Source organism: Mesorhizobium sp. B2-4-12, assembly GCF_006441575.1.
Classification (GTDB): Bacteria; Pseudomonadota; Alphaproteobacteria; order Rhizobiales; family Rhizobiaceae; genus Mesorhizobium.
In genome coordinates this window covers 1-23490 of the sequence record NZ_VFVC01000051.1, presented here as the reverse complement: position 1 = coordinate 23490, position 23490 = coordinate 1, and the positions used below count along the sequence as shown (strand labels likewise).

The window sequence follows — 23490 nt, the reverse complement described above, 5'->3', positions numbered from 1 at the left end:
CGCCTTGGCATCCGTCATGATCAAATGCGCAGCCGGGGCGCCGGTGATCCTGTTCATCGGCTCGACAGCCTTCGCCGCCTGTCCGATCGAACTCGCCGTCTATGGCGACGCCCAGAGCGGTGGCGAATCGAGCGGCAGCGAGATCGATTTCATGCCGACCGGCACCTCGCCAACCGTGACCAACACGTTCCGGCTGATCCTCGACAACAATGTCGTGCTGAACGGCATCGTCATGTGGAATGAGGGCGTAGCGCGGCCGAACGGCGCGCTGATGTACAAATGCCCGGAAGGCGACACCACCGGCGCCGAGCTTACCGCCTGCACGCTGTGGAATGGCGTCATCTACACGTCTGACGACAAGGGCAATATCGGACTTTTGCCGGTCGAAGGCGTCGAGGCGCCAAAAACGCTGATCCTGCCCGATCTCGGTCCGGTGTTGCACCAGTCCAGCGCCTTTGGCGGCAGCGGCTTTTCGAAAATACCGTCCGATGTATTTGTCCTGAAGGGATGCCAGGAATGAGCGGGAAGGTTCTGCTGGTCACCGGCGGCAGCCGCGGCATTGGAGCGGCGATCTGCCGGCTGGGGTCGAAGGCCGGCTATCGCGTCGCGGTGAACTACGCCTCGAACAAGGCTGCCGCCGAGGCGCTGGTCGCCGAAATCGAGGCCGCCGGTGGCGAGGCCTTCGCGGTAAAGGGCGATGTCGGCAATGAATCCGATATCATGGCCATGTTCGAAGCGGTGGATCGCGGCTATGGCCGGCTCGACGCGTTCGTCAACAATGCCGGCATCGTCGACGTCAAGGCGCGCGTCGACGAGATGGATGTGGCGCGGCTCGAGCGCATGATGCGCATCAATGTCGTCGGTTCGTTTCTCTGCGCCCGCGAGGCGGTGAAGCGCATGTCGACACGCCACGGCGGCAAGGGCGGGGCGATCGTCAACATCTCGTCCGCCGCCGCCAGGCTCGGTTCGCCCGGCGAATATGTCGACTACGCTGCCTCCAAGGGCGCGATCGACACCATGACAGTCGGCCTGGCGCGCGAGGTGGCGCTGGAGGGCATCCGAGTCAATGCGGTCAGCCCCGGCATCACCGACACCGAAATCCATGCCTCCGGCGGTCAGCCCGATCGCGTGGCGCGGATGCAGGACATGCTGCCGATGAAGCGGGCGGGCACGGCCGATGAAGTCGCAAGCGCGGTCCTCTATCTTCTATCCGACGCCGCGTCCTATACGACGGGCGCGATCCTGAATGTCAGCGGCGGCCGCTGAGCCCCAACCGAGAGAAGGACACCATTATGGCTTATGACGTCGTTATCATCGGATCGGGACCGGGCGGCTATGTCTGCGCTATCAAGGCGGCACAGCTCGGGCTTAAGGTCGCCGTGGTCGAGAAGAACGCGACCTTCGGCGGCACCTGCCTCAACATCGGCTGCATCCCGTCCAAGGCGCTGCTCCATGCCTCCGAGATGTTCGCCGAGGCCGGCCATTCCTTCGATACGCTGGGCGTCGAGATACCGGCACCGAAGCTCAATCTGAAGAAGATGATGACGCACAAGGACACGACGGTGGCGTCGAACGTCAACGGCGTCGCCTTCCTGTTCAAGAAGAACAAGATCGACTCCTTTCGAGGCACCGGCAAGGTGGTCGCGGCCGGCAAGGTGTCGGTGACCGGCGAGGACGGCAAGGTCGAGGAGATCGAGACCAAGAACATCGTTATCGCCACCGGCTCCGATGTCGCCGGCATTCCCGGCGTCAAGGTCGATTTCGACGAGAAGGTGATCGTGTCGTCGACCGGCGCGCTATCGCTGGAAAAGGTTCCCGGCCATCTCGTCGTGGTCGGCGGCGGCGTCATCGGGCTCGAGCTCGGCTCGGTCTGGGCGCGGCTTGGCGCCAAGGTCACGGTGGTCGAGTTTCTCGACACGATCCTCGGCGGCATGGATGGCGAGGTCTCCAAGCAGTTCCAGCGGATGCTCTCCAAGCAGGGGTTCGAGTTCAAGCTCGGCGCCAAGGTCACCGGCGTCGCCAAGGCCAAGAAGGGCGCCAGCGTCACCTTCGAGCCGGTAAAGGGTGGGGCGGCTGAAACGATCGAGGCCGATGTCGTGCTGATCGCCACCGGCCGCCGTGCCTATGCCGACAGTCTCGGCCTCAAGGAGGCTGGAGTGGAGGTCGACGAGCGCGGCCGGGTCAAGACCGACGGTCATCTCAGGACCAATATGCCCGGCATCTATGCCATCGGCGACGTCATCGCCGGACCGATGTTGGCGCACAAGGCCGAGGACGAGGGCGTGGCGGTGGCCGAAACCATCGCGGGCCAGGCCGGCCATGTGAACTACGACGTCATCCCGAGCGTCGTCTACACCAGCCCGGAAATCGCCTCGGTCGGCAAGACCGAGGAAGAGCTGAAGAAGGCCGGCATCGACTACAAGGTGGGCAAGTTTCCGTTCAGCGCCAATGGCCGGGCGCGCGCCATGCTGCACACGGACGGTTTTGTGAAGATCCTTGCCGATAAGGCCAGCGACCGCGTGCTCGGCGTGCATATCGTCGGCTTCGGCGCCGGCGAAATGATCCACGAGGCGGCGGTGCTGATGGAGTTCGGCGGATCGTCGGAGGACCTCGCCCGCACCTGCCACGCGCATCCGACGACGTCGGAAGCGGTGAAGGAAGCGGCGCTGGCGACGTTCTTCAAGCCGATCCACATCTAGAGGTAACGGTTCGCCGGGCCACGCTTCGCCTGCCCTGCTCCGCGGCGCTCGCAAGAGTTTGCCAGCGTCGCGCTGCCCCTGGCTGCCGCCGGCGGTTTCGCCAATTGCCAGCGTTGCAAGAGAAGCGCCGGCGCTGGCACCAGCCTCTTTCTCCCCGTTTACGGGCAGAAATGCTCGGCGGGACTATGAGGGGCGGCACTGCCATTGACAGTATCCTGCAGAGGCGGTTCCCGTCCGGCTTGCCGCATGCTCCAAAACAAGACGGCCCGCTTCTCAGCGGGCCGTCTCGGATTTGGCACTGAGCCGCTTACTGGGCGGGCGCCGGAGCTGGCGCGGGTGCCGGAGCCGGGGCTGGCGCAGGAGCGGGTGCTGGAGCCGGCGCGGGTGCTGGCGCCGGGGCGGGAGCAGGTTCGGCTGGCTTGGCCGGTTCAGCAGGCTTCATCGGTTCCGCCGGTGCGGGCGCCGGGGCCGGTGTGCTGGCGGCCGGTGGCTCGGCGGGTGCCGGATGTTCACCACTTCTTCCGAAAACGTAATACGCTACAACCGCCAGGATGACCACGACCAGCGCGATCAGCCAAGTGCTGCCGCCGCCGCTCGGCCGTGGAGCATTGGTGGTCGAATTGTACGGGTCGTTTGGATTGGGTGCGTTCGCCATAAATCTGTCCTCCGAGAAAATGAAAATGATCAATCAACATCCATCAACGCGCAACCGTTGAATGGGTTTCACGCTAGGGGAGGAAAACGCCGGAAACGCGGCGCTTGGGCCCCCTCCACTGCCGTCCGACTCAATTGACGGCGGTGACAGTATAACCGGCTTTGCGGAAATCTTCGACCAGCCCCTCTGGACCGGGAAGGTGCAGGGCGCCGACCGCCATGAAGGCATTGCCCTTGGCCAGGATCGGCCCGGCATGATCAACCATCACCTTGTTGCGGCTGGTGATCATTGTTTCCTCGAAGGCCGCATAGCCGGCTGGGTCGTCCTGCTCTTCAGGCATGGCGGCGCGGAACAGCGGCCAGAACATGCCGGTATCGCCGCGCTGGTAGAGCAGGATCATGGTCTCGTTGATATCATTGACCTTGTCGCCCAGCTTCAGCGTGTCGACCAGCCCCTTCATGTGAAAGGCGAGCGGCAGCGAGGCCATGGCGCGCAACTGGCTTTCGGCCGTTTCCAATCCTTCCACCGGCTTGCCGGCCGCCTTGGCGCTCTGCGCCAGTTTGACGTCGAGCACCGGCGCTCCGCCGGACTGGCGGGCGAGTTCGCAAGCCGGAAGCGCCATCATGGCCGACAGCATCCATGGCTTCATCTTGGCGACGGTTGCCGGCGGGATGCCACGCGCGTCCAGTGCCGCATTCATCGCCGCCGCATCGTCGGGTGATAGCAGTGACGACAGCGTCGTGGAGTCCGTGAACATCATCAGGTCCGGCTCCTTGAGCATCGCCGTCATCATCTTCTGCTTGTCGAGCACGTCGGTGGTCTCGATGATGAGGGTGCCGGCTGCGTCAAAGGCCTTTTGTGCGTCCTCCGGCAGCGTGGTGACGCGCGGGTCGGTCATGTGCATGGTGCCGAACAGATAGGACGGCTGTTCGCCTGATTTCTCCAGTTTCCACAACAGCCCCTTGCCATTGAGCGTGGCGGCGGCGTCCGCCTCGATCTTGCTGTAGGTGGCAGGGCTGCTCTTCTGCAGGGCCGACAACATGTCGGCGCCGGTGCAGGTCGGGATTTCCGCATGCGCCCTGCCGACCGCGAACAAAAGGACGGCAAGGAAGGACAGGAAAAACAGGGCGTTGAGCGCGACAAGCAGCTTCAGCGACACGGAAGCCGCGCGGTCGGCGATAGCGATGACACGTTTCATGTTTTTTTCCTAAGACCAAAAAACGGCGAAACGGTTAATTGGCGTTACGAAATTGTCCTAACCGGCTATCAGCCCTGTGCTGACGTTGATTGGCGCATGCCCAGCGATTGGCGGAACCGGCCATTCTTCGTCATCCACGGGCGGAGCAAGGAGCGTAGCGACGCGGCGCAGGCCCGAGGATCCATGCCGCGACACACGAGCGCCGCTGCGGTGCAGAATTCTGCTCCGCTGCGCTCGGCCAAGGTAACGGCATGGATCCCAGGGTCTCCGCGACGGAGCTTCGCTCCTGCTTCGCCCAGGGATAACGAAGTTGGGAAGGTTTCAACCAATCCCGAACGTTTCAAGATGCCCCGATCCGGTGCGGGCCACCGGGCGTTCATGCCCTCGGATGAGCCGATTCGTAGATTTCGAGCAGCCTTGCGGTGTCGACGCCGGTATAGATCTGCGTCGTCGACAGGCTGGCGTGGCCAAGCAGTTCCTGGATGGTGCGCAGGTCGCCGCCACGGCCGAGCAGATGCGTGGCGAAGGAATGGCGCAGCGCGTGCGGCGTTGCGGTGTCGGGCAGGTTGAGCGCCGAGCGCAGTTTCGCCATGTCGCGCTGGACGATGGCCGGGTTGAGCGGGCCGCCGCGCGCGCCGCGAAACAACAGCCCCTTCGGATCGGGATGGTAAGGGCAGAGCCGGCGGTATTCGGCGATGGCCTTGAGCGCCACCGGCAGCACCGGCACCAGCCGCGTCTTGCCGCCCTTGCCGGTGATGCGCAGCACAGTGTCGGCCTCCGAGGCCAGGTCGGCGCCGGCGAGGCCGAGTGCTTCGGAAATGCGCAGGCCGGAGCCGTAGAGCAGCGTCAGCACGGCAGCATTGCGGGCGGCGATCCAGGGCTCCTCCGCCAGTTGGCCTTCCACCGACACGACATGTTTGGCGTCGCTCGCCGTCAGCGGTTTTGGCAGGGATTTGGGCTGGCGCGGCGCGCGCAATGCGGCGGCGCCCGCCGCATTGGCGAGGCCACGCCGTTCGAGGAAACGCAGCAACGAGCGGATGCCGGCCAGCCCGCGGCCGAGCGTGCGGGCGCCGGCGCCGGCGTTGCGGCGGGCAGCGAGGAAACCGCGCAGGTCGGCCGGGCGCAGATCGGCGATGTCCGAAATGCCGGGTGGCCCGCCGAGATGGCCGGTGAGGAAATGCAGGAACTGCCTGACATCACGCTCATAGGCCTCGACGGTTTCCGGCGACAGCCGGCGCTCGCGCGCCAGCATCTTCAGCCAGCTTTCGCGCGCCGCCTGGAGATCGGGTTTCGCCGGGATGAGAAATTCCTGCATGGCGCCTGTTCCGGTTTCGCGGTCATTTTCGGCCAGCCTGGTTAGGAAGCGGTGAAGAGCCCGTCATTGAAATGCCGGCCCGGCGGGGCTAGGAGATTGGCTGGAATGAGACCGGTGAGCCTCTTCTGAATTGCCGTGTTTTGGCCACCGTAACGGAATGGATCCTCGGGTCTGCGCAGCCGCTCCGCGCCTGCTTCGCTCGTGGATGACGAAGGTAAAGGCGCCATGAGCAAACCGCAAAACCCTGTCCAGATGGCCGTGATCGGCGCCGCGCACGGCATCAAGGGCGAACTCAGGGTGAAAACCTTCACCGGCGAGCCGATGGCGCTGGCCGACTATGGGCCGCTCTATGCCAGGGATGGCCGTGCCTTCCAGATAACAGACATAAGGCCCGCCAACACCGTCGTCGTGGTGCGCTTCAAGGGCATCAATGACCGCAACGCCGCCGAGGCGCTTGCAGGCACGGAGCTGTTCGTCGACCGCTCGATGCTGCCCGACGATGGCGAGGAGGACGAATTCTACCATGCCGACCTGATCGGACTGGAAATCCGGGATGATACGGGTGCGGCCATCGGCAAGGTGGTCGCGGTGCACAATTTCGGTGGTGGCGACATCCTCGATGTGACGCTTTCCGGCCGCAAGGGCGTGCTCATCCCGTTCACGCAGGCAGCCGTGCCGCAGGTGTCGATCGCCGAGGGTTTTGTCCGCGTCGACCCGGTGGCCGCCGGACTGGTCGAGGACGAGGACGGCGACGCGCCACGCGAGGAAGGCTTCGACCCGAAGGGCAGGCCCCGCGGACCGCGCGATGCCGGGGGCAACCGGTGAGTTTTGCCGCTTCGGTCCTGACGCTCTATCCCGAGATGTTCCCGGGCGCGCTCGGCCTGTCGCTGGCCGGGCGGGCGCTGGAGGCCGGAACATGGTCGCTGGAAGCGATCCAGATTCGCGACTTCGCCACCGACAGGCACCGCACCGTCGACGACACGCCGGCCGGCGGTGGCGCCGGCATGGTGATGCGCGCCGATGTGCTGGCGAGGGCGATCGACCATGCCTCGCCGGAGGGCGATGTGCGCCCCCGCCTGCTGATGAGCCCGCGCGGCAAGCCGCTGACGCAGGCGCGTGTGCGCGAGCTCGCGGCTGGTCCGGGCGCCGTCATCCTGTGCGGCCGCTTCGAAGGCGTCGACCAGCGGTTGATCGACGCGCGGGCATTGGAAGAAATATCGGTCGGCGATTTCATCCTGTCGGGCGGCGAGCCGGCAGCGCTCGTGCTGCTCGACGCGGTTGTGCGGCTGCTGCCCGGCGTGATGGGCAACGCGGTGTCGGGCGAGGAGGAAAGTTTCGAGAACGGCCTGCTCGAACACCCGCACTACACGCGCCCGCAGGAATTCGAAGGACGGGAGATTCCCGATGTCCTGGTTTCTGGCAACCACAAAAAGATCATGCACTGGCGGCGCGGTGAGGCAGAGAAGCTGACGGGTGAACGGCGGCCGGACCTGCTGACGGTCGTAGACTACGACCCCTCGACAAAGGTTCTTTCGGTGCGGTTCGCACCAAGCGGGACCCAATATGACTATGAGGGAGTCGAGCCAGAGACCTTCGCGAAATTCAATGCTGCCTTCTCTAAGGGTCGGTTCTTCACCGAATTCATCCGCGACCACTACAAGTACCGTCGCGTCGGGCACTAGCGCGTACTGAGCACCCCGTCGGCTGGTTATGCTTTGCCGAAATAGTAAAAGGCGAGAAACAGGCCGACGGCGATGACGAAGCCGCGCACCACGTTCTGCGGTACGCGTTTGGCGATCCAGACACCGGCATAGCCGCCAAGCGCACCGCCCGGGATCATGACGATCGCCTGCGGCCAGGCGACGACGCCGCCCGAGACGAAGACGATAATGGCGACGGCCGCGATGACGATGGCCAGCATGTTCTTCAGCGCGTTCAGCCGGTGATAGTCGCCGGCTTGCGTCAGCCCCAGCGTCGCCAGCATCATCACGCCCATGCCGGCGCCGAAGAAACCGCCATAGGTGGCGGTGGCGAATTGCGCGAGCGAGCCGGCGAATGAGCCTACCGACGCTTCATGGCCGGGTTTCGGCGCCGGCTTCAGCCAAGGTCCGGCGGCGAACAGCGCCGTTGCGCCCAGAAGCAGCCAGGGCACAAGGACGCGAAACGACGGATTGTCGAGCGCCAGCAGGATCAGCGCACCGGCCAGCGCGCCGACCGCCGATATCAGGCTGAGCAGCAGGGCGCCGCGCCAGAAATGCCGGATGTCGTTCCAATAGGCCAACGTCGAGGTGACGTAGCCTGGAAATTGCGTGACCGAGGAGGTCGCGTTGGCGACGATCGGCGGCAGGCCGACCAATGTCATGGCGCCGAAGGTGATGAAGGTGCCGCCGCCGGCGACCGCATTGGCGGCGCCTGACAGGAAGCCCGCGAAGAAGAGAAGGATGGCGTCGAAGAGAGACATGGGTGCGGCCGCGGAGAACTGTGCTATCTCTGGCTTAGAAAGCTTGTCGAACGTATACAACCCGGCACGGCGCGATTACGATGATGCCATGCCGGCGAAAAATACACCGTTCGGGGCGTGACAAAGCGCCGAAATAGCTGTATGTGCCCGCCCGTACTGGCTGGAAAACCCGCCGGACCCGTCAACAATGACGGTGTAGTCGCCCCTGTCCGAGGGTCTCGGAGACAAATGTCTCAGGGACAAAGGACATAGCCGAGCGGTCGATGGGACTGCAAGGCGAGTGTCGGACGCTCTGACTGTCGGAAGAACAAGAAGTGGATTTTTAAGATGGATCTCATCCGTCAGCTCGAGGCCGAGCAGGCCGCCAAGATCGAAGCCAAGCGCAAGCTTCCCGAATTCCAGCCCGGCGACACCGTGCGCGTCCAGGTCCGCGTGACCGAAGGCACCCGCACCCGCGTCCAGGCCTATGAGGGCGTCGTCATCGCCCGCTCCGGCGCCGGCTTCCAGGAAAATTTCACCGTCCGCAAGATCTCCTACGGCGAAGGTGTCGAGCGCGTGTTCCCGGTCTACTCGCCGATGGTCGAAGGCGTCGAGATCGTCCGTCGCGGCAAGGTGCGCCGCGCCAAGCTCTATTACCTGCGCGATCGCCGCGGCAAGTCGGCCCGCATCTCGGAAAACACCGGCGTGCGCGCCCGCAAGCTCAATGACGAAGAGCGCGATGCGCTGAACGCCGAGAAGGCCCGCATCGAGGCCGAGAAGGTCGCCGCCGCCCAGGCGCTGGCCGCCGAGACGGCCGCCAAGGAAGCCGCCGAGAAGAAGGCAGCCGACGAGGCAGCCAAGGCCGCGGAAGCGACCCCCGCCGAATAAGTTTCGACGACGATGTTTTCAAAAGGCGGCTTCGGCCGCCTTTTTTCGTTTCACCAATCTGTGAACGCCTCCATTCTCGGAAGCTGGATCCGGGTGTTGACGGCATATTATTTTGCGTACTAAATAATAGTGTACAAGGTAAATGGAGAAACATAATATGGCACTCTACACGGCACAGGCTCACGTCACCGGCGGCCGCGCCGGCCACGGCGAGACCAGCGACGGCCTCCTGAAAGTCGATCTGGCCATGCCCAAGGAACTCGGCGGGCCGGGCGGCGCTACCAATCCCGAGCAGCTCTTCGCCATCGGCTACGCCGCCTGCTTCGAAAGCGCCATCCGCTTCGTCGCGCGCAACCAGAAGCTGCCGCTTCAGGACGCCGCGATGACCGCCACCGTCAGCCTGCTCCCCAATGGCGAGGGCTTCAAGCTCGGCGTCGCGCTCGCGGCTGAAACGAAAGGCCTTGATCAGGCGGCGGCGGAAGCGCTTGTATCGGAGGCGCACAAGATCTGCCCCTATTCGAACGCCATCAGGGGCAATGTCGATGTGGCGCTTTCGGTAAAGGCGGCATGACGACAAAAATCGAAACGAGAGCCAAGCATGTCCCGGCGGAAGCCGCCGGGGCGATCCCGGTTCCGCGTCTCGACCAGCAGCTCTGCTTCGCCCTCTATTCGGCGAGCGGGTTGATGACCAAGATGTACCGCCCGCTGCTCGAGCCGCTTGGCCTGACCTATCCGCAATATCTGGTGATGCTGGCGCTGTGGGAGCGCGCGCCGCGCACGATCGGCGATCTTGGCGGAGTGCTGGGCCTGGACTCAGCAACGCTGACGCCGCTGCTCAAGCGGATGGAGGCGGGCGGCCTCGTCACCCGCCGGCGCGATGCCGCCGACGAGCGCCGGGTGCTGGTCGAGCCGACGGCCAAGGGCCAGGCCCTTCGCGCGCGCATGAAGGACGTGTTGTCGGCACTTGCCTGCGCCGTGCCGCTGGGGCCAGACGAGTTGAAAACCCTGCACGCAACGCTCACGCGTCTTGTCGCTGACTTGCGCAAGGCAACGGCTGATGACGGGTCGACGGACGCGGAAGTTTCGATCTCGGACATGGGAAAATTGTAGCCGCCAATGCAGCCGCCCACCGCACCCGCCCGCCGGGGCACGGATCGTTGCGGAAAGCTGGGGTTGAAGGCAGCCAAATCCGTTTTCACCTGTCCTGATGCAGCGGACCGTCTTGCATGGCGCTTGCGGAAAGCTAAAGTCGGCGCCGGATTTCCTGCAGGCCCGGCCGACGTCCGGGCGCTTTAATTTCCGGGGGTGTGTCATGATCAAGTCGAAACTGCTGCTGGCCGGCCTGTTGGCCCTCGTTCTGGCGCCCGTCGCCGCTTTTGCCCAGGCGCTGCCCGATCTTGGCGGCAAGAAGGTGGTGGTGGTGACCGAAAACGCCTATCCGCCGCTGCAATTCATCGACGCCAAGACGGGAAAGCAGATCGGCTGGGAGTACGACGCGATGAACGAGATCGCCAAGCGGCTGAATTTCAAGGTCGAATACCAGAACACCTCCTGGGACGCGATGATCCAGGCGGTTTCCGACAACCAGTACAACATCGGCATGACCGGCATCACCATCAAGGACGACCGCAAGGAGAAAGTCGATTTCTCCGACCCCTATATGCGCTCGGAGCAGTTCATGCTGGTGCGCGGCGATGAAAGCCGCTTCACCGACGCCAAGACGTTCGGCGCCTTCAAGGACGGGCTGATCGGCGCGCAGGCGGGCACCACGCCCTTCTACACCGCCGTCTACAGCGTGCTCGACGGCAATGAGCAGAACCCGCGCATCAAGCTGTTCGAGACCTTCGGCGCCACGGTGCAGGCATTGAAGTCGGGCGACGTCGATGTGGTGCTCACCGACGGCACGGCGGGCAAGGGTTATGTCGATGCTTCGGAGGGCAAGCTGAAGCTGATCGGCGGACCGCTCGGCAGCGAGGATTTCGGCTTCATCTTCCCCAAGGGCTCCGACCTGGTGAAGCCGGTCAATGCCGCGATCGCGGCGCTGAAGGCGGATGGCACTTTCGATGCGCTGAACAAGAAGTGGTTCCTTGATTACAAGATGGGTCAGTGATTTCCTGCTGACTTTGCGCTTGAACGCCCCCCTCTGCCCTGCCGGGCATCTCCCCCTCAAGGGGAGAGATTGGCAGCTGCGGCCTCGTCACTCATTTTATGATGCTGGGTATCGGCGAAAGCCAACGCGACATTCGATCTCCCCCCTTGAGGGGGAGATGGCCGGCAGGCCAGAGGGGGGTGCCTTGGCGCGATCCTTTTGATGCAGCCCTCTTCCTCCAAACCCGAATTCCCCTGGTGGCTGGCGGTTGCCGCCGTCCTCTCCCTGGCGGCGGCGTTGTTCATCGCCTCCAGCGATCTCTACGCCCAGGTCTTCGCCACCGTCGCCAAGGGCATCGGCATCACCGTCTTCGTCACGGTGGTCGCCTTTGCGCTGGCCTCGATGATCGGCCTCGGCATTGCGCTGATGGGCCTGTCGGGTTCGCCCTGGTTGCGGCAGATCGCCCGCTTCTATGTCGAGATCATCCGTGGCGTGCCGATCCTGGTGCTCCTGTTCTGGATCGCGTTCGCCGGCGCGCCGGCCTTTGTCGCGGCCTGGAACACGCTGACCGCGCCGCTGCAGAGCGCCGGCCTGCTCGGCGAGCTTCTGGTGCGGGACGTCTCGCTGTTGTGGCGCGCCATCATGGCGCTGACCATCGGCTACTCCGCCTTCATCTCCGAGGTTTTCCGGGCCGGCATCCAGGCGGTCGAAAAGGGCCAGATCGAAGCGGCCAAGGCGCTTGGCCTGAGCCGCTCCCAGCGCTTCCGGCTCGTCGTGTTTCCGCAGGCGATCCGCACCATCCTGCCGCCGCTGGGTAACGACTTCGTCGCCCTGGTCAAGGATTCCTCGCTGGTCTCGGTGCTCGGCGTCGCCGACATCACCCAGATGGGCAAGGTCTATGCCGCTGGCTCGTTCCGCTTCTTCGAGACCTATTCGATCGTCGCCTACATCTATCTCATCCTGACCGTCGGCCTGTCGCTGGCACTCAGGGCACTGGAGCGGCGCTTGCGCCGCCAGCACGAGGAATAGTTTTTGGGCAAAGACAGGGTTATCTTGCATTTATGCATGTCATTGGCCCAAAACCGCGACGCCCTTTTGGGCGACATGCATAAGCGGGAGAAGCAAGACCGATGATCGTCGACAAGGCCAATGCGGCGCTGGATTCCGTCTATGGAGCCGACACGCCGGAAACGCTGGCGCAAGCCTATGCCGCATGGGCCGCGACCTATGACAGCGAGACCGCTTCGCTTGGCTATCTCCTGCCGTTCCTCATCACCGCCTGGATAGCGCGCCATGTGCCGGCGGGTGAAGGGCCGCTGCTCGACGCCGGCTGCGGCACGGGCCTGTCGGGGCCATCGCTGAAGGCGCTGGGTTACGGCGATATTGCCGGGCTCGACCTGTCCGACGACATGCTGAAGATCGCCGGCAGCCGCAATGCGTATGGCGAGCTGAAAAAGGCGATGCTGGGCGGACCGCTGCCATGGCCGGATGGCCATTTCCGCGCCCTCTTCTCGACTGGCGTGTTCACCATCAGCCACGCGCCGGCGTCGGGCCTGCACGAACTGGTGCGCATCACGCGCAAAGGCGGCCACGCCATCTTCACCGTGCGCGACCAGGTTTTCGAAAGCGGCGGTTTCCAGGCCGTGTTCGACGACCTCACACAGGCAAGGAAATGGCGCCTGGTCGAGCAAAGCCCGTGGTTCCGCTGCTATGCCATCGCCGAGCCCGATGCGCTGGTGAAGACGTTTGTGTTCGAGGTTCTGTAGGGTCTCAAATTCGCGGAGTCGCGCTGCCCCTCATCGCCCTGCCGGGCACTTCTCCCCGTATAGTGACGGGGAGAAGGGGCTGGCCGCAGCCTCGACGCCTTTCTCTGGCGACGTAGACGATTGGCGAAGTCAGCGAAGAGAGCTTCCCTCTCCCCGTCACTATACGGGGAGAGGATGCCGGCAGGCAGGTGAGGGGCAGCGCCAACGTCTGGATGGGTTGAGGGATAATTCAAAGCCTGAGCGGTTGCCTGAGTCATCGGATCAACCAATTGCCGAAAAGGCAAAACGTTGCTATCTACGCCGCCATGGAAGAGCTTTTTGGCAATCCGGCCTATAAGGGTTTCGTGCTGCAGGACAGGAAACGCCTGCCGTCGCGATTCTCCGCGCGCGTGTCCGGCGCCCTGACCAGCCGACTTCGCTGATCCCCGACGGTCGGCCGCAGGCTTGCGGCATCTGCTCCTTTCCTCATTCCAAATCGACGGATTTACGCACATGAGCGCACCGCGCACCCTCTACGACAAGATTTTCGACGACCATGTCGTCGACCGCCAGGACGACGGCACCTGCCTGCTCTACATCGACCGCCACCTCGTCCACGAAGTGACCAGCCCGCAGGCCTTCGAAGGCCTGCGCATGAGCGGCAGAAAGGTCCGGCATCCGGAAAAGACGCTAGCCGTGGTCGACCACAACGTCTCGACCTCGCCCGAGCGCAAGTTCGGCATCAAGAACGAGGAAAGCCGCATCCAGGTCGAGGCGCTGGCCAAGAACGCCAAGGATTTCGGCGTCGAGTATTATTCCGAGAACGATATCCGGCAGGGCATCGTCCACATCATCGGCCCGGAGCAGGGTTTTACCTTGCCCGGCATGACCATCGTCTGCGGTGACAGCCACACTTCGACGCACGGTGCCTTCGGCGCGCTAGCGCACGGTATCGGCACGTCGGAGGTCGAGCATGTGCTGGCGACGCAGACGCTGATCCAGCGCAAGGCCAAGAACATGCTGGTGCGCGTCGACGGCCAACTGCCGGAAGGCGTGACCGCCAAGGACATCATCCTGGCCATCATCGGCGAGATCGGCACCGCCGGCGGCACCGGCTATGTCATCGAATATGCCGGCGAGGCGATCCGCTCGCTGTCGATGGAAGGCCGCATGACCATCTGCAACATGTCAATCGAGGGCGGTGCCCGCGCCGGCCTGATCGCGCCCGACGAGACGACCTTCGCCTATGTCAAGGACAAGCCGCGCGCGCCGAAGGGCGCGGCCTGGGGCGCGGCGCTCGAATACTGGAAGACACTGCAGTCGGACGAAGGCGCGCATTTCGACAAGGTGATCGTGCTCGACGCGGCGAAACTGCCGCCGATCGTCTCCTGGGGCTCCTCGCCGGAAGACGTGGTGTCGGTCCAGGGCGTGGTGCCAAATCCGGAGGAGATCACCGACGAGAATAAGCGCACCTCGAAGATCCGCGCGCTCGATTATATGGGGCTGACGCCGGGAACCAGGATCACCGACATCGCGCTCGATCGCGTCTTCATCGGCTCCTGCACCAATGGCCGTATCGAGGATCTGCGCGCCGCTGCCAAGGTGGTCGAGGGCAGAAAAGTCAATCCACGTGTCAACGCCATGATCGTGCCGGGCTCCGGCCTGGTCAAGGAACAGGCGGAAGCCGAGGGTCTCGACAAGATCTTCCTCGCCGCCGGTTTCGACTGGCGCGAGCCGGGCTGCTCGATGTGCCTGGCCATGAACGACGACCGGCTGAAGCCACATGAACGCTGCGCCTCGACCTCGAACCGCAATTTCGAGGGCCGGCAGGGGTTCAAGGGCCGCACCCATCTGGTGTCGCCTGCCATGGCGGCGGCTGCGGCGATCGCCGGCCACTTTGTCGATATCCGCGACTGGAAATAATCCAGCCCGGGCGGAACCCGGGCCGCGCGGCCCGGGTCAAGCCTTCCCGTCGCGCCGGATGAGTTCGTGGAATTCCTCCCGGTGCCCAGGTTCGTCGGCCGCGACGACAAGCGCCAGTTGCTGCTCCTCAAAGATCTTGAACCACTCGTCCCATTCGACGAGCTCATAGCCACCGGCATTGACCGGCCGTTCCGGCTGGTCCTGATCCTGATAGGCGTGCTGGCCGAAGACCAGCCTCAACATCGGCTGCGTTCCCGCCTCGGGCGATATGTCGACGATTGCCGGAAAGCCGGCGCGCCCGGCAGTCCATGAACGGATTGCATCGTGGTCGGTCAATGTGATCGTGTCGGCCATGCTCTGCTCCTGATGGTGAATGCATGAACGCCGCCGACAGCGCTGGGTTCCCCCGCAACATATCGTGGCGACACTCCGAGTTTAACCGCTTGTTTGCGCTTGCCCTCTAAGCTCTTCCCCGACGTCAAGCAAGGGGAAGTCACCGTCCTTTGGACACCGGCCTGCTGATAGCGCTGCTCAATCCGACGATCGCGCTGGCCCTCGGCGCGGCCTTCCTCGTGCTATGGACCTATCAGCGCCACCGTCCTTATCTTGCTGTGCTGGCGTTCAGCTACTGTGTTTCGGCACCCGGCTTTCTGTTGCAGTATTTCACCTTGCCCATTGGCATGGTGCTGACCAAGCTGGTGTCCAACATCTGCTTCATCATCGCCGGCTGTTGCCTGTCCGGCGCCATCGTCGCCCGCTACGGCCGCAAGGTGCCCTATCCGGGGCTCGGCGTGCTGGCAGGGGGCGGCCTGGCATCGTTCTGCTGGTTCCTGTTCGTTGAGCCGGATCTCACCTGGCGTATCCTGGCGATGAATTTCGCCTTCGGCGGCATCAGCCTTCTGGTCGGCGCCGAATTGCGGCCGGTTCGCAACAACGGCCCGACAGAGAAAATCCTGTTCGTGCTGTCGCTGCTGTCGAGCCTCAATTTCTTCGTGCGCACCCTTGCCGTCGTCATCGCGCACGGGCCGTTCACCACCTATGACGGATTCTATGGCTCGTCCTATTGGACGACGGCGCTGCTGTCGCATGCGCTGTTGTCGTTGCTGATCGCGCTTTGCCTGTTCACCGCCGCGGCGCTCGACGTGATGAAGGCGCTGAAGGCCGAGACGCACACCGACCCCCTGTCGGGCCTGCTCAACCGGCGCGGCTTCGAGGAGCGCGCGGAGTTCCTGTTGCAGCGTTGCGCGGCGGCGAAGTTTCCGGTGGCGCTGGTGCTGGCCGACCTCGATCATTTCAAGGCGCTCAACGACGCGCACGGGCATGCCGCCGGCGACCGGGTGATTGCCGATTTCGCCGCCAAGCTCCGGTCCGCCACCGGCGAGCGCGGAGCCGCCGGCCGCGTCGGCGGCGAAGAGTTCGCGGTGCTCCTGCCGTTGAGCGACCTTGCCGCGGCGCGAATGTTCGCCGAAGCGGTGCGCACGCTCTATTCGGCAGGAGGCGTCGACGGGCTTCCAACCGGCACCAAGGTCACCGCAAGTTTCGGCGTGGCGGCCCGCACTGGTGACGAGGCCCTGGGGCCGTTGATGCGCCGCGCCGACGAGGCGCTCTACAAGGCCAAGAAGAATGGCCGCGACAGCGTGCGCCTCTCCTACCAACGACCGGAAACGGCGTTCGTGCCGGAGCTCTCCAAGACCGGCTGACGCCGCAACCTCCAACCTCGCGTTAACGTCTTTTTCGCCCGTCGATGTTAGCTGAGGCCGGGGGTTCGAAAAAGAAATGAGCGGCGCCAATTTCATCCTGCTGATCAATTTGTCGGTTGCCGGCCTGCTGGCGGCCGCCTTCATGACGATCGCCTTTCAAGATGCCGGCCGCGCCCCCGCGCGGTGGTTTGCCTACGGCTATCTCCTGGGCATGGCCTATTTCGCCATCGAATTCAGCATCCCCGCCTTCACCGATGCGCGGCTTCCGGTGGCCGTCGCCTTTGCCGTGTTCCTTGGCGCCACTATAAGTTTCAACGGCGGGCTGGCCCACAAATATGGCGTGGCGCCGCCGTGGCGGCCAATGCTGTTCTTCCTGTTCGCCACCACCATCGCGGTCTACTGCTTGCAGGACCTACCGCGCCAGTCGCTGGCCCGCATGATGGCTTACCAGCTTCCCTATGCCGCCATGCAGTTCGTCGGCCTCGGTATAGTCTGGTCTTCAAGGCAGAGGTTCGGCCGGCTCGACCGCATCCTGATGGCCGTGCTGGCGCTCAGCGGCATGCAGTTTGCCTCCAAGCCGTTCATCGCGCATGCGCTCGGCGGCTGGGGTGCTGATCCGCAGGCCTATCTGCAAAGCAACTACGCCCTGGTGTCGCAATCGCTCGGCACCATCTTCGGCCTTGCGCTGGCGCTGCTGATGCTGGCGATCCTGGTTCGCGACGTGCTGGCTGAGGTGACTTCAAAATCGGAGACCGATACGCTCTCGGGATTGCTCAACCGCGGCGCCTTCACGCGTCGGGCCGAACTTGCGGTGCTTGGCGCCACGCGGCAAGGCATGCCGGTGGCCGTGGTCATCGCCGATCTCGATGATTTCAAGAGCATCAACGACGGTTTCGGCCACGCCTCCGGCGACCGGGTTATCGAGACCTTTGCCGGCTTGTTGCGCGAGGCCGCCGCCGGCCACCATGTCGCGGGCCGCATCGGCGGGGAGGAATTCGCCATCATGCTCCGCGGGGCCAACATCGCCGCCGCCCGGCTGTTCGCCGAAGGCACACGCAGCGCGTTCGGCGCGCTGCCCATCGACGGCCTGCCGGCGGATAGTCGCTGCACCGCGAGTTTCGGGGTCGCCGAACTCCATCCGAACGAGAACGTCGCCGATCTCATGCGGCGTGCGGATGCGGCGCTCTATAAGGCGAAGCATGCCGGGCGGGACTGCGTGCGCGTCTCCGCCGGGCCAGTCGGCGTCCCTTCGTCAGCCGGCACCGAAGCAAGCCACTTCTAACTCTTTGTGGCCTGACGCAATCCCAGACGGAAAAGCGTCTCTTGGAATTACTCCAGACTATCGGCAGCGGCTGAGCTGCGGCATCTCGCCGTCGGAAAGCCCGTACATGTAGCTGCGGCCCTTCACGAACACCGGCGGCCGGTAGCAATCGCCGTAGCCCGTAATCTCGTCGGCTTCGTTCTGATAGATCACCTTCGGCTGGCCGGCGCTGGTGTAGGCCGACAGTTTCTTGGCCAGCTTGCCCTCGCCGACGATGATGCGCTTATAGCCGGCGGCGCTGTCGATGACGAGATTGCCGAAGGAATCGGCATAAACACGGTCCTGATGCTGTCCGGCGCATGCCGGCGCGGCGAAGCCGCCGGCCATGGCCGCAATCGCGGCGAGGCAAGCCAGCACTGAATTCGAACGCATTTTGTCCTCCGTTCACCGGCGCGACCTTCGGCCTCGGCCCGGACTTCGTCCGAGAAATTAACTCTTTCTTAATCTTTGTTAAGGGGCGGATGGCCTTCGGCGGCAGATCTTGACGAATATGGTTAATTTTCACGGGATGGGACGCAGGCATCAATCCGCTTGCCTGCTCCGACCTGCTGGCTCCAGATGAAGCTGATCTTGCAGCGCCGCGTGGCTAGAGCATTTCACCGTTTCACGGAGACGGCGAAATGCCATATCTCTTTGTTTTGACGCCATTCCGGGCGGAAAACCGCTCACACTTTTCCTGGAATTGCTCTAGCGTGCGGCGCACGAAAGGGGCAGCGCATGACCTTTGGCCACACGGTTCGGGTGATCATTATCCCGCTGCTTCTCGCTGCCGCAGGTTGTGTGCCGCAAGATGGTGCGCCGCAGGCGGCATCGCACGCGGTCTCGCCCGCTCTGGCTCAGCAGTCCACCGCGCCCGCGGTGCCCTCGCCGCCGGCAACCGCGGCACCCGCAACCAAGATCACCACTGACCTTACCGTGCCGCGATCGGCACCGGCACGGCCACCTATAAATGCGGCAACGGTGATATGATCACGATCCAGAGTCTCGGCACGTCGGTTCGCGCGGTAGGGCCGGATGGCATGACCGAGGAGTTTGCGGCCTCACCCGCCAACCAGACCAGCCGCTACCAGGCGGCGACGCATGACGCAATCGTGATCGACGGACGCGAGGCGCTGGTCATGAAGAAGGGGTCGACACCGCAAACCTGCAAGCGATAAGCCCTCCCGAATCGCGACATGCTGCAGTGCAACGACGCTGCGCCGGCTTCGAAATAGCGCGTTAATCGATTGAAGCCTGATCGGCCCATTTAATCAGACTAAATTACGTTTTCGAAACGGTTTTCTGGCTTTGACGCGGTGCAAAAAGAGCATTAGAAACCGGCTGTCCGAAGTCGCAACCGGAAGCGGCATTGCCGCATTTCCACCTGAGGCTCCAGAGACGTCGAACTGGGGGAGCCATGAGCAGATCACCAGCCACCCGCGCGAATATCAGACGTGAACGGCCGCTTTCGCCGCACCTGAGCGTGTACCGGCCGCCGATCACCATGACGATGTCGATCATCCATCGCATCACCGGTAGCGCGCTCTATTTCGGCACCCTGCTGGTCGCTGCCTGGCTGATGGCGGCGGCAACCTCGCAGGGCGCATTCGACTGGATCAATTGGGCGTTCGGCACGTGGCTCGGCCGGCTCATCCTTTTCGGCTACACCTGGGCATTGATGCATCACATGCTGGGCGGTGTGCGCCACCTGGTCTGGGACACCGGCGCCGGTCTTGAAAAGCATACGGCTTCCAGGATCGCCTGGGCGACGCTCGCCGGCTCGATCCTGCTCACGCTGCTGATCTGGATCGTCGGCTACACGGTGCGGGGGGCCTGATCATGAGCGGCAACAACATCGACATGCGCACGCCGCTGGCGAAGGTCCGCGGCTTGGGTTCCGCCCACGAAGGTACCGGACATTTCTGGCGCCAGCGGCTGACCGCCATCGCCAATATCCCGCTGATCCTGTTCTTCGTCGGCTTCCTGATCGCGCTCAACGGCGCCGGTTACGCCGAGGTGCGCGCGGCACTCGCCAATCCATTCGTGGCGCTGCTGCTGGCCCTGGTGCTGATCTCTCCGCTTTACCATATGCGGATCGGCATGCAGGTGATCATCGAGGATTATGTCCATGGCGAAGGCATGAAGCTGGCGCTGATCGCCCTCAACACGTTTTTCACCGTAGCGGTCGGCGTCGCCTCGCTCTTCGCCCTGCTCAAACTGGCATTCGGAGGCTGAGTTGGCCAAGGACGCGAAATCAGCCAACACGGCAGGCTATAGCTTTGTCGACCACAAATTCGACGTGGTGGTCGTCGGCGCCGGCGGGGCGGGCCTGCGCGCCACGCTCGGCATGGCCGAGCAAGGCCTGCGTACCGCCTGCATCACCAAGGTGTTCCCGACCCGCTCGCACACGGTGGCCGCGCAAGGCGGCATTGCCGCCTCGCTCTCCAATATGGGGCCCGATTCCTGGCAGTGGCACATGTACGATACCGTCAAGGGCTCGGACTGGCTGGGCGATGTCGACGCCATGGAATATCTGGTGCGCGAAGCACCGGCCGCGGTCTACGAACTCGAGCATTACGGCGTGCCGTTCTCGCGCACCGAAGAGGGCAAGATCTACCAGCGGCCGTTCGGCGGCCACATGATGAATTACGGCGAAGGACCGCCGGTGCAGCGCACTTGCGCCGCCGCCGACCGCACCGGCCACGCCATCCTGCATACGCTCTACGGCCAGTCGCTGAAGCACAACGCGCAGTTCTTCATCGAGTATTTCGCCCTCGACCTGATCATGGAGCCGGACGGCACCTGCACCGGCGTCGTCGCCTGGAACCTCGATGACGGCACCATCCACCGCTTCTCGGCCAAGATGGTGGTGCTGGCGACGGGCGGCTATGGCCGCGCCTATTTCTCGGCAACCTCCGCGCACACCTGCACCGGCGACGGCGGCGGCATGGCGGCGCGCGCCGGCTTCCCCTTGCAGGACATGGAATTCGTGCAGTTCCACCCGACCGGCATCTATGGCGCCGGCTGCCTGATCACCGAAGGCGCGCGCGGCGAGGGCGGCTATCTCGTCAATTCCGAGGGCGAGCGCTTCATGGAGCGCTACGCGCCGTCGGCCAAGGACCTGGCCTCGCGCGACGTTGTCTCGCGCTGCATGACGCTGGAGATCCGCGAGGGCCGGGGCGTCGGCAAGAAGAAGGACCACATCTTCCTGCATCTCGACCATCTCGATCCGGCGGTGCTGCATGAGCGGCTGCCCGGCATTTCGGAATCGGCCAAGATCTTTGCCGGCGTCGACCTGACCAAGGAGCCGATCCCGGTGCTGCCGACGGTGCACTACAATATGGGCGGCGTGCCGACCAATTACTGGGGCGAGGTGCTGAACCCGACCGCCTTCAACCCCGACCAGGTGTCGCCCGGTCTGATGGCGGTCGGCGAGGCCGGCTGCGCCTCCGTGCACGGTGCCAACCGACTGGGCTCGAACTCGCTGATCGATCTGGTGGTGTTCGGCCGTGCGGCGGCGATCCGCGCCGGCCAGGTCATCGACCGCAAGTCGGCCATCCCTTCGCCCAATGAAGCCTCGGTCGAAAAGATCATGGAACGCTTCGACAAACTGCGCCACGCCAACGGCTCGACGCCGACGGCGGTGCTGCGCGAGAAGATGCAGAAGGCGATGCAGGAAGACGCAGCCGTGTTCCGCACGCAGGAATCGCTCGAAAATGGTTGCAAGCGCATTTCGGAAATCTGGGGCGAGCTCAAGGACATCAAGGTGTTCGACCGCTCGATGATCTGGAACTCCGACCTGGTCGAGACGCTGGAACTGGAGAACCTGATGGCCAACGCCATCACCACGGTCTACAGCGCCGAGGCGCGCAAGGAGAGCCGTGGCGCCCATGCGCGTGAGGACTTTTCCGCGCGCGACGATGCCAACTGGCGCAAGCACACGCTGGCGCACCTAAGCGAAGACGGCACGGTGACGCTCAGCTACCGCCCGGTGCATACCGAGCCGCTGCTGGCCGAAAAGGACGGCGGCATCAGCCTCGCCAAGATCGCGCCGAAGGCCAGGGTGTATTGATGATGGCGTTGGCGGCCACGGGGTATTCCGGCACGCCTCTTCCGGCCAAGCTCGGCCTGAAGGACGGCATGATCGCTGCCTTCATCGCGCTGCCGCCCGAACTCGACGAACTCGCCGAGGCGGCGAATTTCGCTTCGGTCGACCGGCTGGCCGACTGGTCCGGTATCTCGGGCATTCACCAGAGATACGATGCCGTCCATGCCTTCACCAAGCAACGCGCCGAGATCGAGGATCGCCTCGGCGCACTCGAAACGGCGATCAAGCGCGACGGCATGGTCTGGGTCTCCTGGCCGAAGAAGGCCTCGAAAGTGCCGACCAACGTCACCGAGGCCGTTGTCCGCGCCGAGGCGCTGAAACTCGACCTCGTCGACGTCAAGGTCGCCGCCGTGAACGAAATCTGGTCCGGGCTGAAGCTCGTCATCCGAAAGGACCTGAGGTAATGGTCGAACTGACGCTCCCCAAGAATTCGAAGATCCAGCAGGGTAAGACCTGGCCGAAGCCGGAAGGCGCCACCAATCTCAGGGAATACCGCATCTACCGCTGGTCGCCGGACGATGACGAGAATCCGCGCATCGACACCTATTTCGTCGACATGGACGATTGCGGGCCGATGGTGCTCGACGCGCTGCTCTGGATCAAGAACAAGATCGATCCGACGCTGACCTTGCGCCGCTCCTGCCGCGAAGGCATTTGCGGCTCCTGCGCCATGAATATCGACGGCTCCAACACGCTGGCGTGCACCAAGGGCACCGAGGACATTTCCGGCGCCGTGAAAATCTATCCGCTGCCGCATATGCAGGTGGTGAAGGATTTGGTGCCTGACCTCACCAATTTCTACGCCCAGCATGCCTCGATCGAACCGTGGCTGAAGACGGTGTCGCCGACGCCGGCCAAGGAATGGCTGCAGAGCCATGAGGACCGCGAGAAGCTCGACGGGTTCTACGAATGTATCCTGTGCGCCTGCTGCTCGACCTCCTGCCCGAGTTACTGGTGGAACGGCGACCGCTATCTGGGCCCCGCGACCTTGCTGCAGGCCTATCGCTGGCTGATCGACAGCCGCGACGAGGCCAAGGGCGAGCGGCTCGACAATCTGGAGGATCCGTTCCGGCTCTATCGCTGCCACACCATCATGAACTGCGCGCAGACCTGCCCGAAAGGCCTAAACCCGGCCAAGGCGATTGCCGAAATCAAGAAGATGATGGTGGAGAGACGGGTTTAGGCTCGCGGATTTGTTAGCGGGAATTTCGAAGGCAGCGTTCCTTCGCGCCCCCTCTGTCCTGCCGGACATCTCCCCCGCAAGGGGGAGATTGCCGTCATTGCGGCTTTCGCTAATCTTCGACGGCCGCAAAATGATCGAGCGGCGCAAAAGCTGCCGATCTCCCCCCTTGTGGGGGAGATGTCCGGCAGGACAGAGGGGGGCGCTGTCCCTCCGACCTTAGCAAGGATAGCAACCCAATGACCGATCT

Annotated in this window: 27 protein-coding genes and 1 pseudogene; 23 read left to right on the top strand and 5 right to left on the bottom strand. The window is 64.0% G+C overall.

Features of this window, described 5'->3' with window-relative positions:
• The first annotated feature begins 16 nt into the window (after positions 1-16).
• The 4 genes from FJ934_RS23930 to FJ934_RS28125 all read left to right on the top strand — a co-directional run bounded on the left by FJ934_RS23930 (position 17) and on the right by FJ934_RS28125 (position 3415).
• The gene (locus FJ934_RS23930) at positions 17-520 is read left to right on the top strand and encodes a hypothetical protein (RefSeq protein ID WP_140612896.1); all 504 of its coding nucleotides are present in this window, start codon (positions 17-19) and stop codon (positions 518-520) included.
• Complete coding sequence (locus tag FJ934_RS23925; RefSeq protein WP_140612895.1) at positions 517-1266, top strand: SDR family oxidoreductase; 750 nt, start codon at positions 517-519, stop codon at positions 1264-1266. Before FJ934_RS23930 ends, FJ934_RS23925 begins: the two co-directional genes overlap by 4 nt.
• A gap of 26 nt (positions 1267-1292) precedes the next feature.
• Positions 1293-2699, top strand: coding sequence for a dihydrolipoyl dehydrogenase (gene lpdA, locus FJ934_RS23920; RefSeq protein WP_140612894.1), 1407 nt, complete (start codon positions 1293-1295; stop codon positions 2697-2699).
• A gap of 551 nt (positions 2700-3250) precedes the next feature.
• Complete coding sequence (locus tag FJ934_RS28125) at positions 3251-3415, top strand: hypothetical protein (RefSeq protein WP_181165744.1); 165 nt, start codon at positions 3251-3253, stop codon at positions 3413-3415.
• Positions 3416-3484: 69 nt separating this feature from the next.
• Here FJ934_RS28125 and FJ934_RS23910 read toward each other — a convergent pair whose 3' ends face one another.
• Positions 3485-4552, bottom strand: coding sequence for a TraB/GumN family protein (locus FJ934_RS23910; RefSeq protein WP_140612893.1), 1068 nt, complete (start codon positions 4550-4552; stop codon positions 3485-3487).
• Between the two features lie 376 nt (positions 4553-4928).
• The gene (locus FJ934_RS23905) at positions 4929-5867 is read right to left on the bottom strand and encodes a tyrosine recombinase XerC (RefSeq protein ID WP_140612892.1); all 939 of its coding nucleotides are present in this window, start codon (positions 5865-5867) and stop codon (positions 4929-4931) included.
• A gap of 225 nt (positions 5868-6092) precedes the next feature.
• Between FJ934_RS23905 and rimM the strand changes: the two genes are divergently transcribed.
• The 3 genes and pseudogenes from rimM (at position 6093) to FJ934_RS28535 (ending at position 7549) form a co-directional block, all read left to right on the top strand.
• Positions 6093-6692, top strand: a complete 600-nt coding sequence (gene rimM, locus FJ934_RS23900) for a ribosome maturation factor RimM (protein WP_140612891.1) — start codon at positions 6093-6095, stop codon at positions 6690-6692.
• A pseudogene (gene trmD / locus FJ934_RS23895) lies at positions 6689-7363 on the top strand (tRNA (guanosine(37)-N1)-methyltransferase TrmD); the annotation flags it as partial. The gene rimM and the pseudogene trmD, both read left to right, overlap by 4 nt.
• Complete coding sequence (locus FJ934_RS28535) at positions 7358-7549, top strand: KTSC domain-containing protein (protein WP_281407629.1); 192 nt, start codon at positions 7358-7360, stop codon at positions 7547-7549. The pseudogene trmD and the gene FJ934_RS28535, both read left to right, overlap by 6 nt.
• A gap of 26 nt (positions 7550-7575) precedes the next feature.
• Here the strand turns inward: FJ934_RS28535 and FJ934_RS23890 are convergent, their stop codons facing one another.
• Positions 7576-8328, bottom strand: coding sequence for a sulfite exporter TauE/SafE family protein (locus FJ934_RS23890; protein ID WP_140612889.1), 753 nt, complete (start codon positions 8326-8328; stop codon positions 7576-7578).
• A 327-nt stretch (positions 8329-8655) separates the two neighbouring features.
• Here FJ934_RS23890 and rplS point away from each other — a divergent pair, with 327 nt between their 5' ends.
• The 8 genes from rplS (at position 8656) to leuC (ending at position 14952) form a co-directional block, all read left to right on the top strand.
• On the top strand, positions 8656-9195 hold the full coding sequence (gene rplS / locus FJ934_RS23880) for a 50S ribosomal protein L19 (RefSeq protein ID WP_137930413.1): 540 nt from the start codon (positions 8656-8658) through the stop codon (positions 9193-9195).
• A 157-nt stretch (positions 9196-9352) separates the two neighbouring features.
• Positions 9353-9766 (top strand): organic hydroperoxide resistance protein, encoded by a 414-nt coding sequence (locus FJ934_RS23875; protein ID WP_140612888.1) that lies wholly within the window; start codon positions 9353-9355, stop codon positions 9764-9766.
• On the top strand, positions 9763-10305 hold the full coding sequence (locus FJ934_RS23870) for a MarR family winged helix-turn-helix transcriptional regulator (protein WP_140612887.1): 543 nt from the start codon (positions 9763-9765) through the stop codon (positions 10303-10305). Before FJ934_RS23875 ends, FJ934_RS23870 begins: the two co-directional genes overlap by 4 nt.
• A 202-nt stretch (positions 10306-10507) precedes the next feature.
• Positions 10508-11305 (top strand): transporter substrate-binding domain-containing protein, encoded by a 798-nt coding sequence (locus tag FJ934_RS23865; RefSeq protein ID WP_140612886.1) that lies wholly within the window; start codon positions 10508-10510, stop codon positions 11303-11305.
• Positions 11306-11506: 201 nt separating this feature from the next.
• The gene (locus FJ934_RS23855) at positions 11507-12313 is read left to right on the top strand and encodes an amino acid ABC transporter permease (protein ID WP_140612885.1); all 807 of its coding nucleotides are present in this window, start codon (positions 11507-11509) and stop codon (positions 12311-12313) included.
• Between the two features lie 101 nt (positions 12314-12414).
• Positions 12415-13050, top strand: coding sequence for a class I SAM-dependent methyltransferase (locus FJ934_RS23850; RefSeq protein ID WP_140612884.1), 636 nt, complete (start codon positions 12415-12417; stop codon positions 13048-13050).
• 269 nt (positions 13051-13319) lie between these two features.
• Positions 13320-13472 carry a hypothetical protein gene (locus tag FJ934_RS23840; RefSeq protein WP_181165747.1) on the top strand — a complete coding sequence of 51 codons (153 nt, stop codon included), beginning with the start codon at positions 13320-13322 and terminating at the stop codon, positions 13470-13472.
• Positions 13473-13542: 70 nt separating this feature from the next.
• On the top strand, positions 13543-14952 hold the full coding sequence (leuC, locus tag FJ934_RS23835; protein ID WP_140612883.1) for a 3-isopropylmalate dehydratase large subunit: 1410 nt from the start codon (positions 13543-13545) through the stop codon (positions 14950-14952).
• A 36-nt stretch (positions 14953-14988) separates the two neighbouring features.
• Here leuC and FJ934_RS23830 read toward each other — a convergent pair whose 3' ends face one another.
• Positions 14989-15306, bottom strand: a complete 318-nt coding sequence (locus FJ934_RS23830; protein ID WP_140612882.1) for a hypothetical protein — start codon at positions 15304-15306, stop codon at positions 14989-14991.
• A gap of 149 nt (positions 15307-15455) precedes the next feature.
• Here FJ934_RS23830 and FJ934_RS23825 point away from each other — a divergent pair, with 149 nt between their 5' ends.
• Entirely contained in the window at positions 15456-16652 is a 1197-nt protein-coding gene (locus tag FJ934_RS23825; protein ID WP_140612881.1) for a GGDEF domain-containing protein, read from the top strand.
• Positions 16653-16728: 76 nt separating this feature from the next.
• Entirely contained in the window at positions 16729-17934 is a 1206-nt protein-coding gene (locus tag FJ934_RS23820; RefSeq protein ID WP_140612880.1) for a GGDEF domain-containing protein, read from the top strand.
• Positions 17935-17991: 57 nt separating this feature from the next.
• Here the strand turns inward: FJ934_RS23820 and FJ934_RS23815 are convergent, their stop codons facing one another.
• Positions 17992-18345, bottom strand: coding sequence for a hypothetical protein (locus FJ934_RS23815; protein ID WP_140612879.1), 354 nt, complete (start codon positions 18343-18345; stop codon positions 17992-17994).
• A gap of 593 nt (positions 18346-18938) precedes the next feature.
• Here FJ934_RS23815 and FJ934_RS28790 point away from each other — a divergent pair.
• From FJ934_RS28790 to FJ934_RS23785, 6 genes are all read left to right on the top strand, one after another.
• Positions 18939-19130, top strand: a complete 192-nt coding sequence (locus FJ934_RS28790; RefSeq protein ID WP_348640945.1) for a hypothetical protein — start codon at positions 18939-18941, stop codon at positions 19128-19130.
• Between the two features lie 239 nt (positions 19131-19369).
• On the top strand, positions 19370-19789 hold the full coding sequence (gene sdhC, locus FJ934_RS23805) for a succinate dehydrogenase, cytochrome b556 subunit (protein WP_140612878.1): 420 nt from the start codon (positions 19370-19372) through the stop codon (positions 19787-19789).
• Between the two features lie 2 nt (positions 19790-19791).
• Entirely contained in the window at positions 19792-20187 is a 396-nt protein-coding gene (sdhD, locus tag FJ934_RS23800; RefSeq protein WP_140612877.1) for a succinate dehydrogenase, hydrophobic membrane anchor protein, read from the top strand.
• Between the two features lies 1 nt (position 20188).
• The gene (gene sdhA, locus FJ934_RS23795; RefSeq protein ID WP_140612876.1) at positions 20189-22024 is read left to right on the top strand and encodes a succinate dehydrogenase flavoprotein subunit; all 1836 of its coding nucleotides are present in this window, start codon (positions 20189-20191) and stop codon (positions 22022-22024) included.
• Positions 22025-22026: 2 nt separating this feature from the next.
• The gene (locus FJ934_RS23790) at positions 22027-22464 is read left to right on the top strand and encodes a DUF3052 family protein (RefSeq protein WP_140612913.1); all 438 of its coding nucleotides are present in this window, start codon (positions 22027-22029) and stop codon (positions 22462-22464) included.
• Positions 22464-23243 (top strand): succinate dehydrogenase iron-sulfur subunit, encoded by a 780-nt coding sequence (locus FJ934_RS23785; protein WP_140612875.1) that lies wholly within the window; start codon positions 22464-22466, stop codon positions 23241-23243. The genes FJ934_RS23790 and FJ934_RS23785 overlap by 1 nt, the downstream gene beginning before the upstream one ends.
• The last annotated feature ends 247 nt before the right edge of the window (positions 23244-23490 follow it).

Coding starts and splice junctions, on each gene's coding strand:
- FJ934_RS23905 (WP_140612892.1), bottom strand. CDS start 5,867: ATGCAGGAATTTCTCATCCCGGCGAAACCCGATCTCCAGGCGGCGCGC.
- lpdA (WP_140612894.1), top strand. CDS start 1,293: ATGGCTTATGACGTCGTTATCATCGGATCGGGACCGGGCGGCTATGTC.
- FJ934_RS23925 (WP_140612895.1), top strand. CDS start 517: ATGAGCGGGAAGGTTCTGCTGGTCACCGGCGGCAGCCGCGGCATTGGA.
- FJ934_RS23815 (WP_140612879.1), bottom strand. CDS start 18,345: ATGCGTTCGAATTCAGTGCTGGCTTGCCTCGCCGCGATTGCGGCCATG.
- FJ934_RS23790 (WP_140612913.1), top strand. CDS start 22,027: ATGGCGTTGGCGGCCACGGGGTATTCCGGCACGCCTCTTCCGGCCAAG.
- FJ934_RS23785 (WP_140612875.1), top strand. CDS start 22,464: ATGGTCGAACTGACGCTCCCCAAGAATTCGAAGATCCAGCAGGGTAAG.
- rplS (WP_137930413.1), top strand. CDS start 8,656: ATGGATCTCATCCGTCAGCTCGAGGCCGAGCAGGCCGCCAAGATCGAA.
- FJ934_RS23875 (WP_140612888.1), top strand. CDS start 9,353: ATGGCACTCTACACGGCACAGGCTCACGTCACCGGCGGCCGCGCCGGC.
- FJ934_RS23870 (WP_140612887.1), top strand. CDS start 9,763: ATGACGACAAAAATCGAAACGAGAGCCAAGCATGTCCCGGCGGAAGCC.
- FJ934_RS23820 (WP_140612880.1), top strand. CDS start 16,729: ATGAGCGGCGCCAATTTCATCCTGCTGATCAATTTGTCGGTTGCCGGC.
- sdhC (WP_140612878.1), top strand. CDS start 19,370: ATGAGCAGATCACCAGCCACCCGCGCGAATATCAGACGTGAACGGCCG.
- rimM (WP_140612891.1), top strand. CDS start 6,093: ATGAGCAAACCGCAAAACCCTGTCCAGATGGCCGTGATCGGCGCCGCG.
- FJ934_RS23930 (WP_140612896.1), top strand. CDS start 17: ATGATCAAATGCGCAGCCGGGGCGCCGGTGATCCTGTTCATCGGCTCG.
- FJ934_RS23865 (WP_140612886.1), top strand. CDS start 10,508: ATGATCAAGTCGAAACTGCTGCTGGCCGGCCTGTTGGCCCTCGTTCTG.
- FJ934_RS23850 (WP_140612884.1), top strand. CDS start 12,415: ATGATCGTCGACAAGGCCAATGCGGCGCTGGATTCCGTCTATGGAGCC.
- sdhD (WP_140612877.1), top strand. CDS start 19,792: ATGAGCGGCAACAACATCGACATGCGCACGCCGCTGGCGAAGGTCCGC.
- FJ934_RS23910 (WP_140612893.1), bottom strand. CDS start 4,552: ATGAAACGTGTCATCGCTATCGCCGACCGCGCGGCTTCCGTGTCGCTG.
- FJ934_RS23855 (WP_140612885.1), top strand. CDS start 11,507: ATGCAGCCCTCTTCCTCCAAACCCGAATTCCCCTGGTGGCTGGCGGTT.
- FJ934_RS28125 (WP_181165744.1), top strand. CDS start 3,251: ATGACCACGACCAGCGCGATCAGCCAAGTGCTGCCGCCGCCGCTCGGC.
- FJ934_RS23830 (WP_140612882.1), bottom strand. CDS start 15,306: ATGGCCGACACGATCACATTGACCGACCACGATGCAATCCGTTCATGG.
- FJ934_RS28790 (WP_348640945.1), top strand. CDS start 18,939: ATGATCACGATCCAGAGTCTCGGCACGTCGGTTCGCGCGGTAGGGCCG.
- FJ934_RS23890 (WP_140612889.1), bottom strand. CDS start 8,328: ATGTCTCTCTTCGACGCCATCCTTCTCTTCTTCGCGGGCTTCCTGTCA.
- leuC (WP_140612883.1), top strand. CDS start 13,543: ATGAGCGCACCGCGCACCCTCTACGACAAGATTTTCGACGACCATGTC.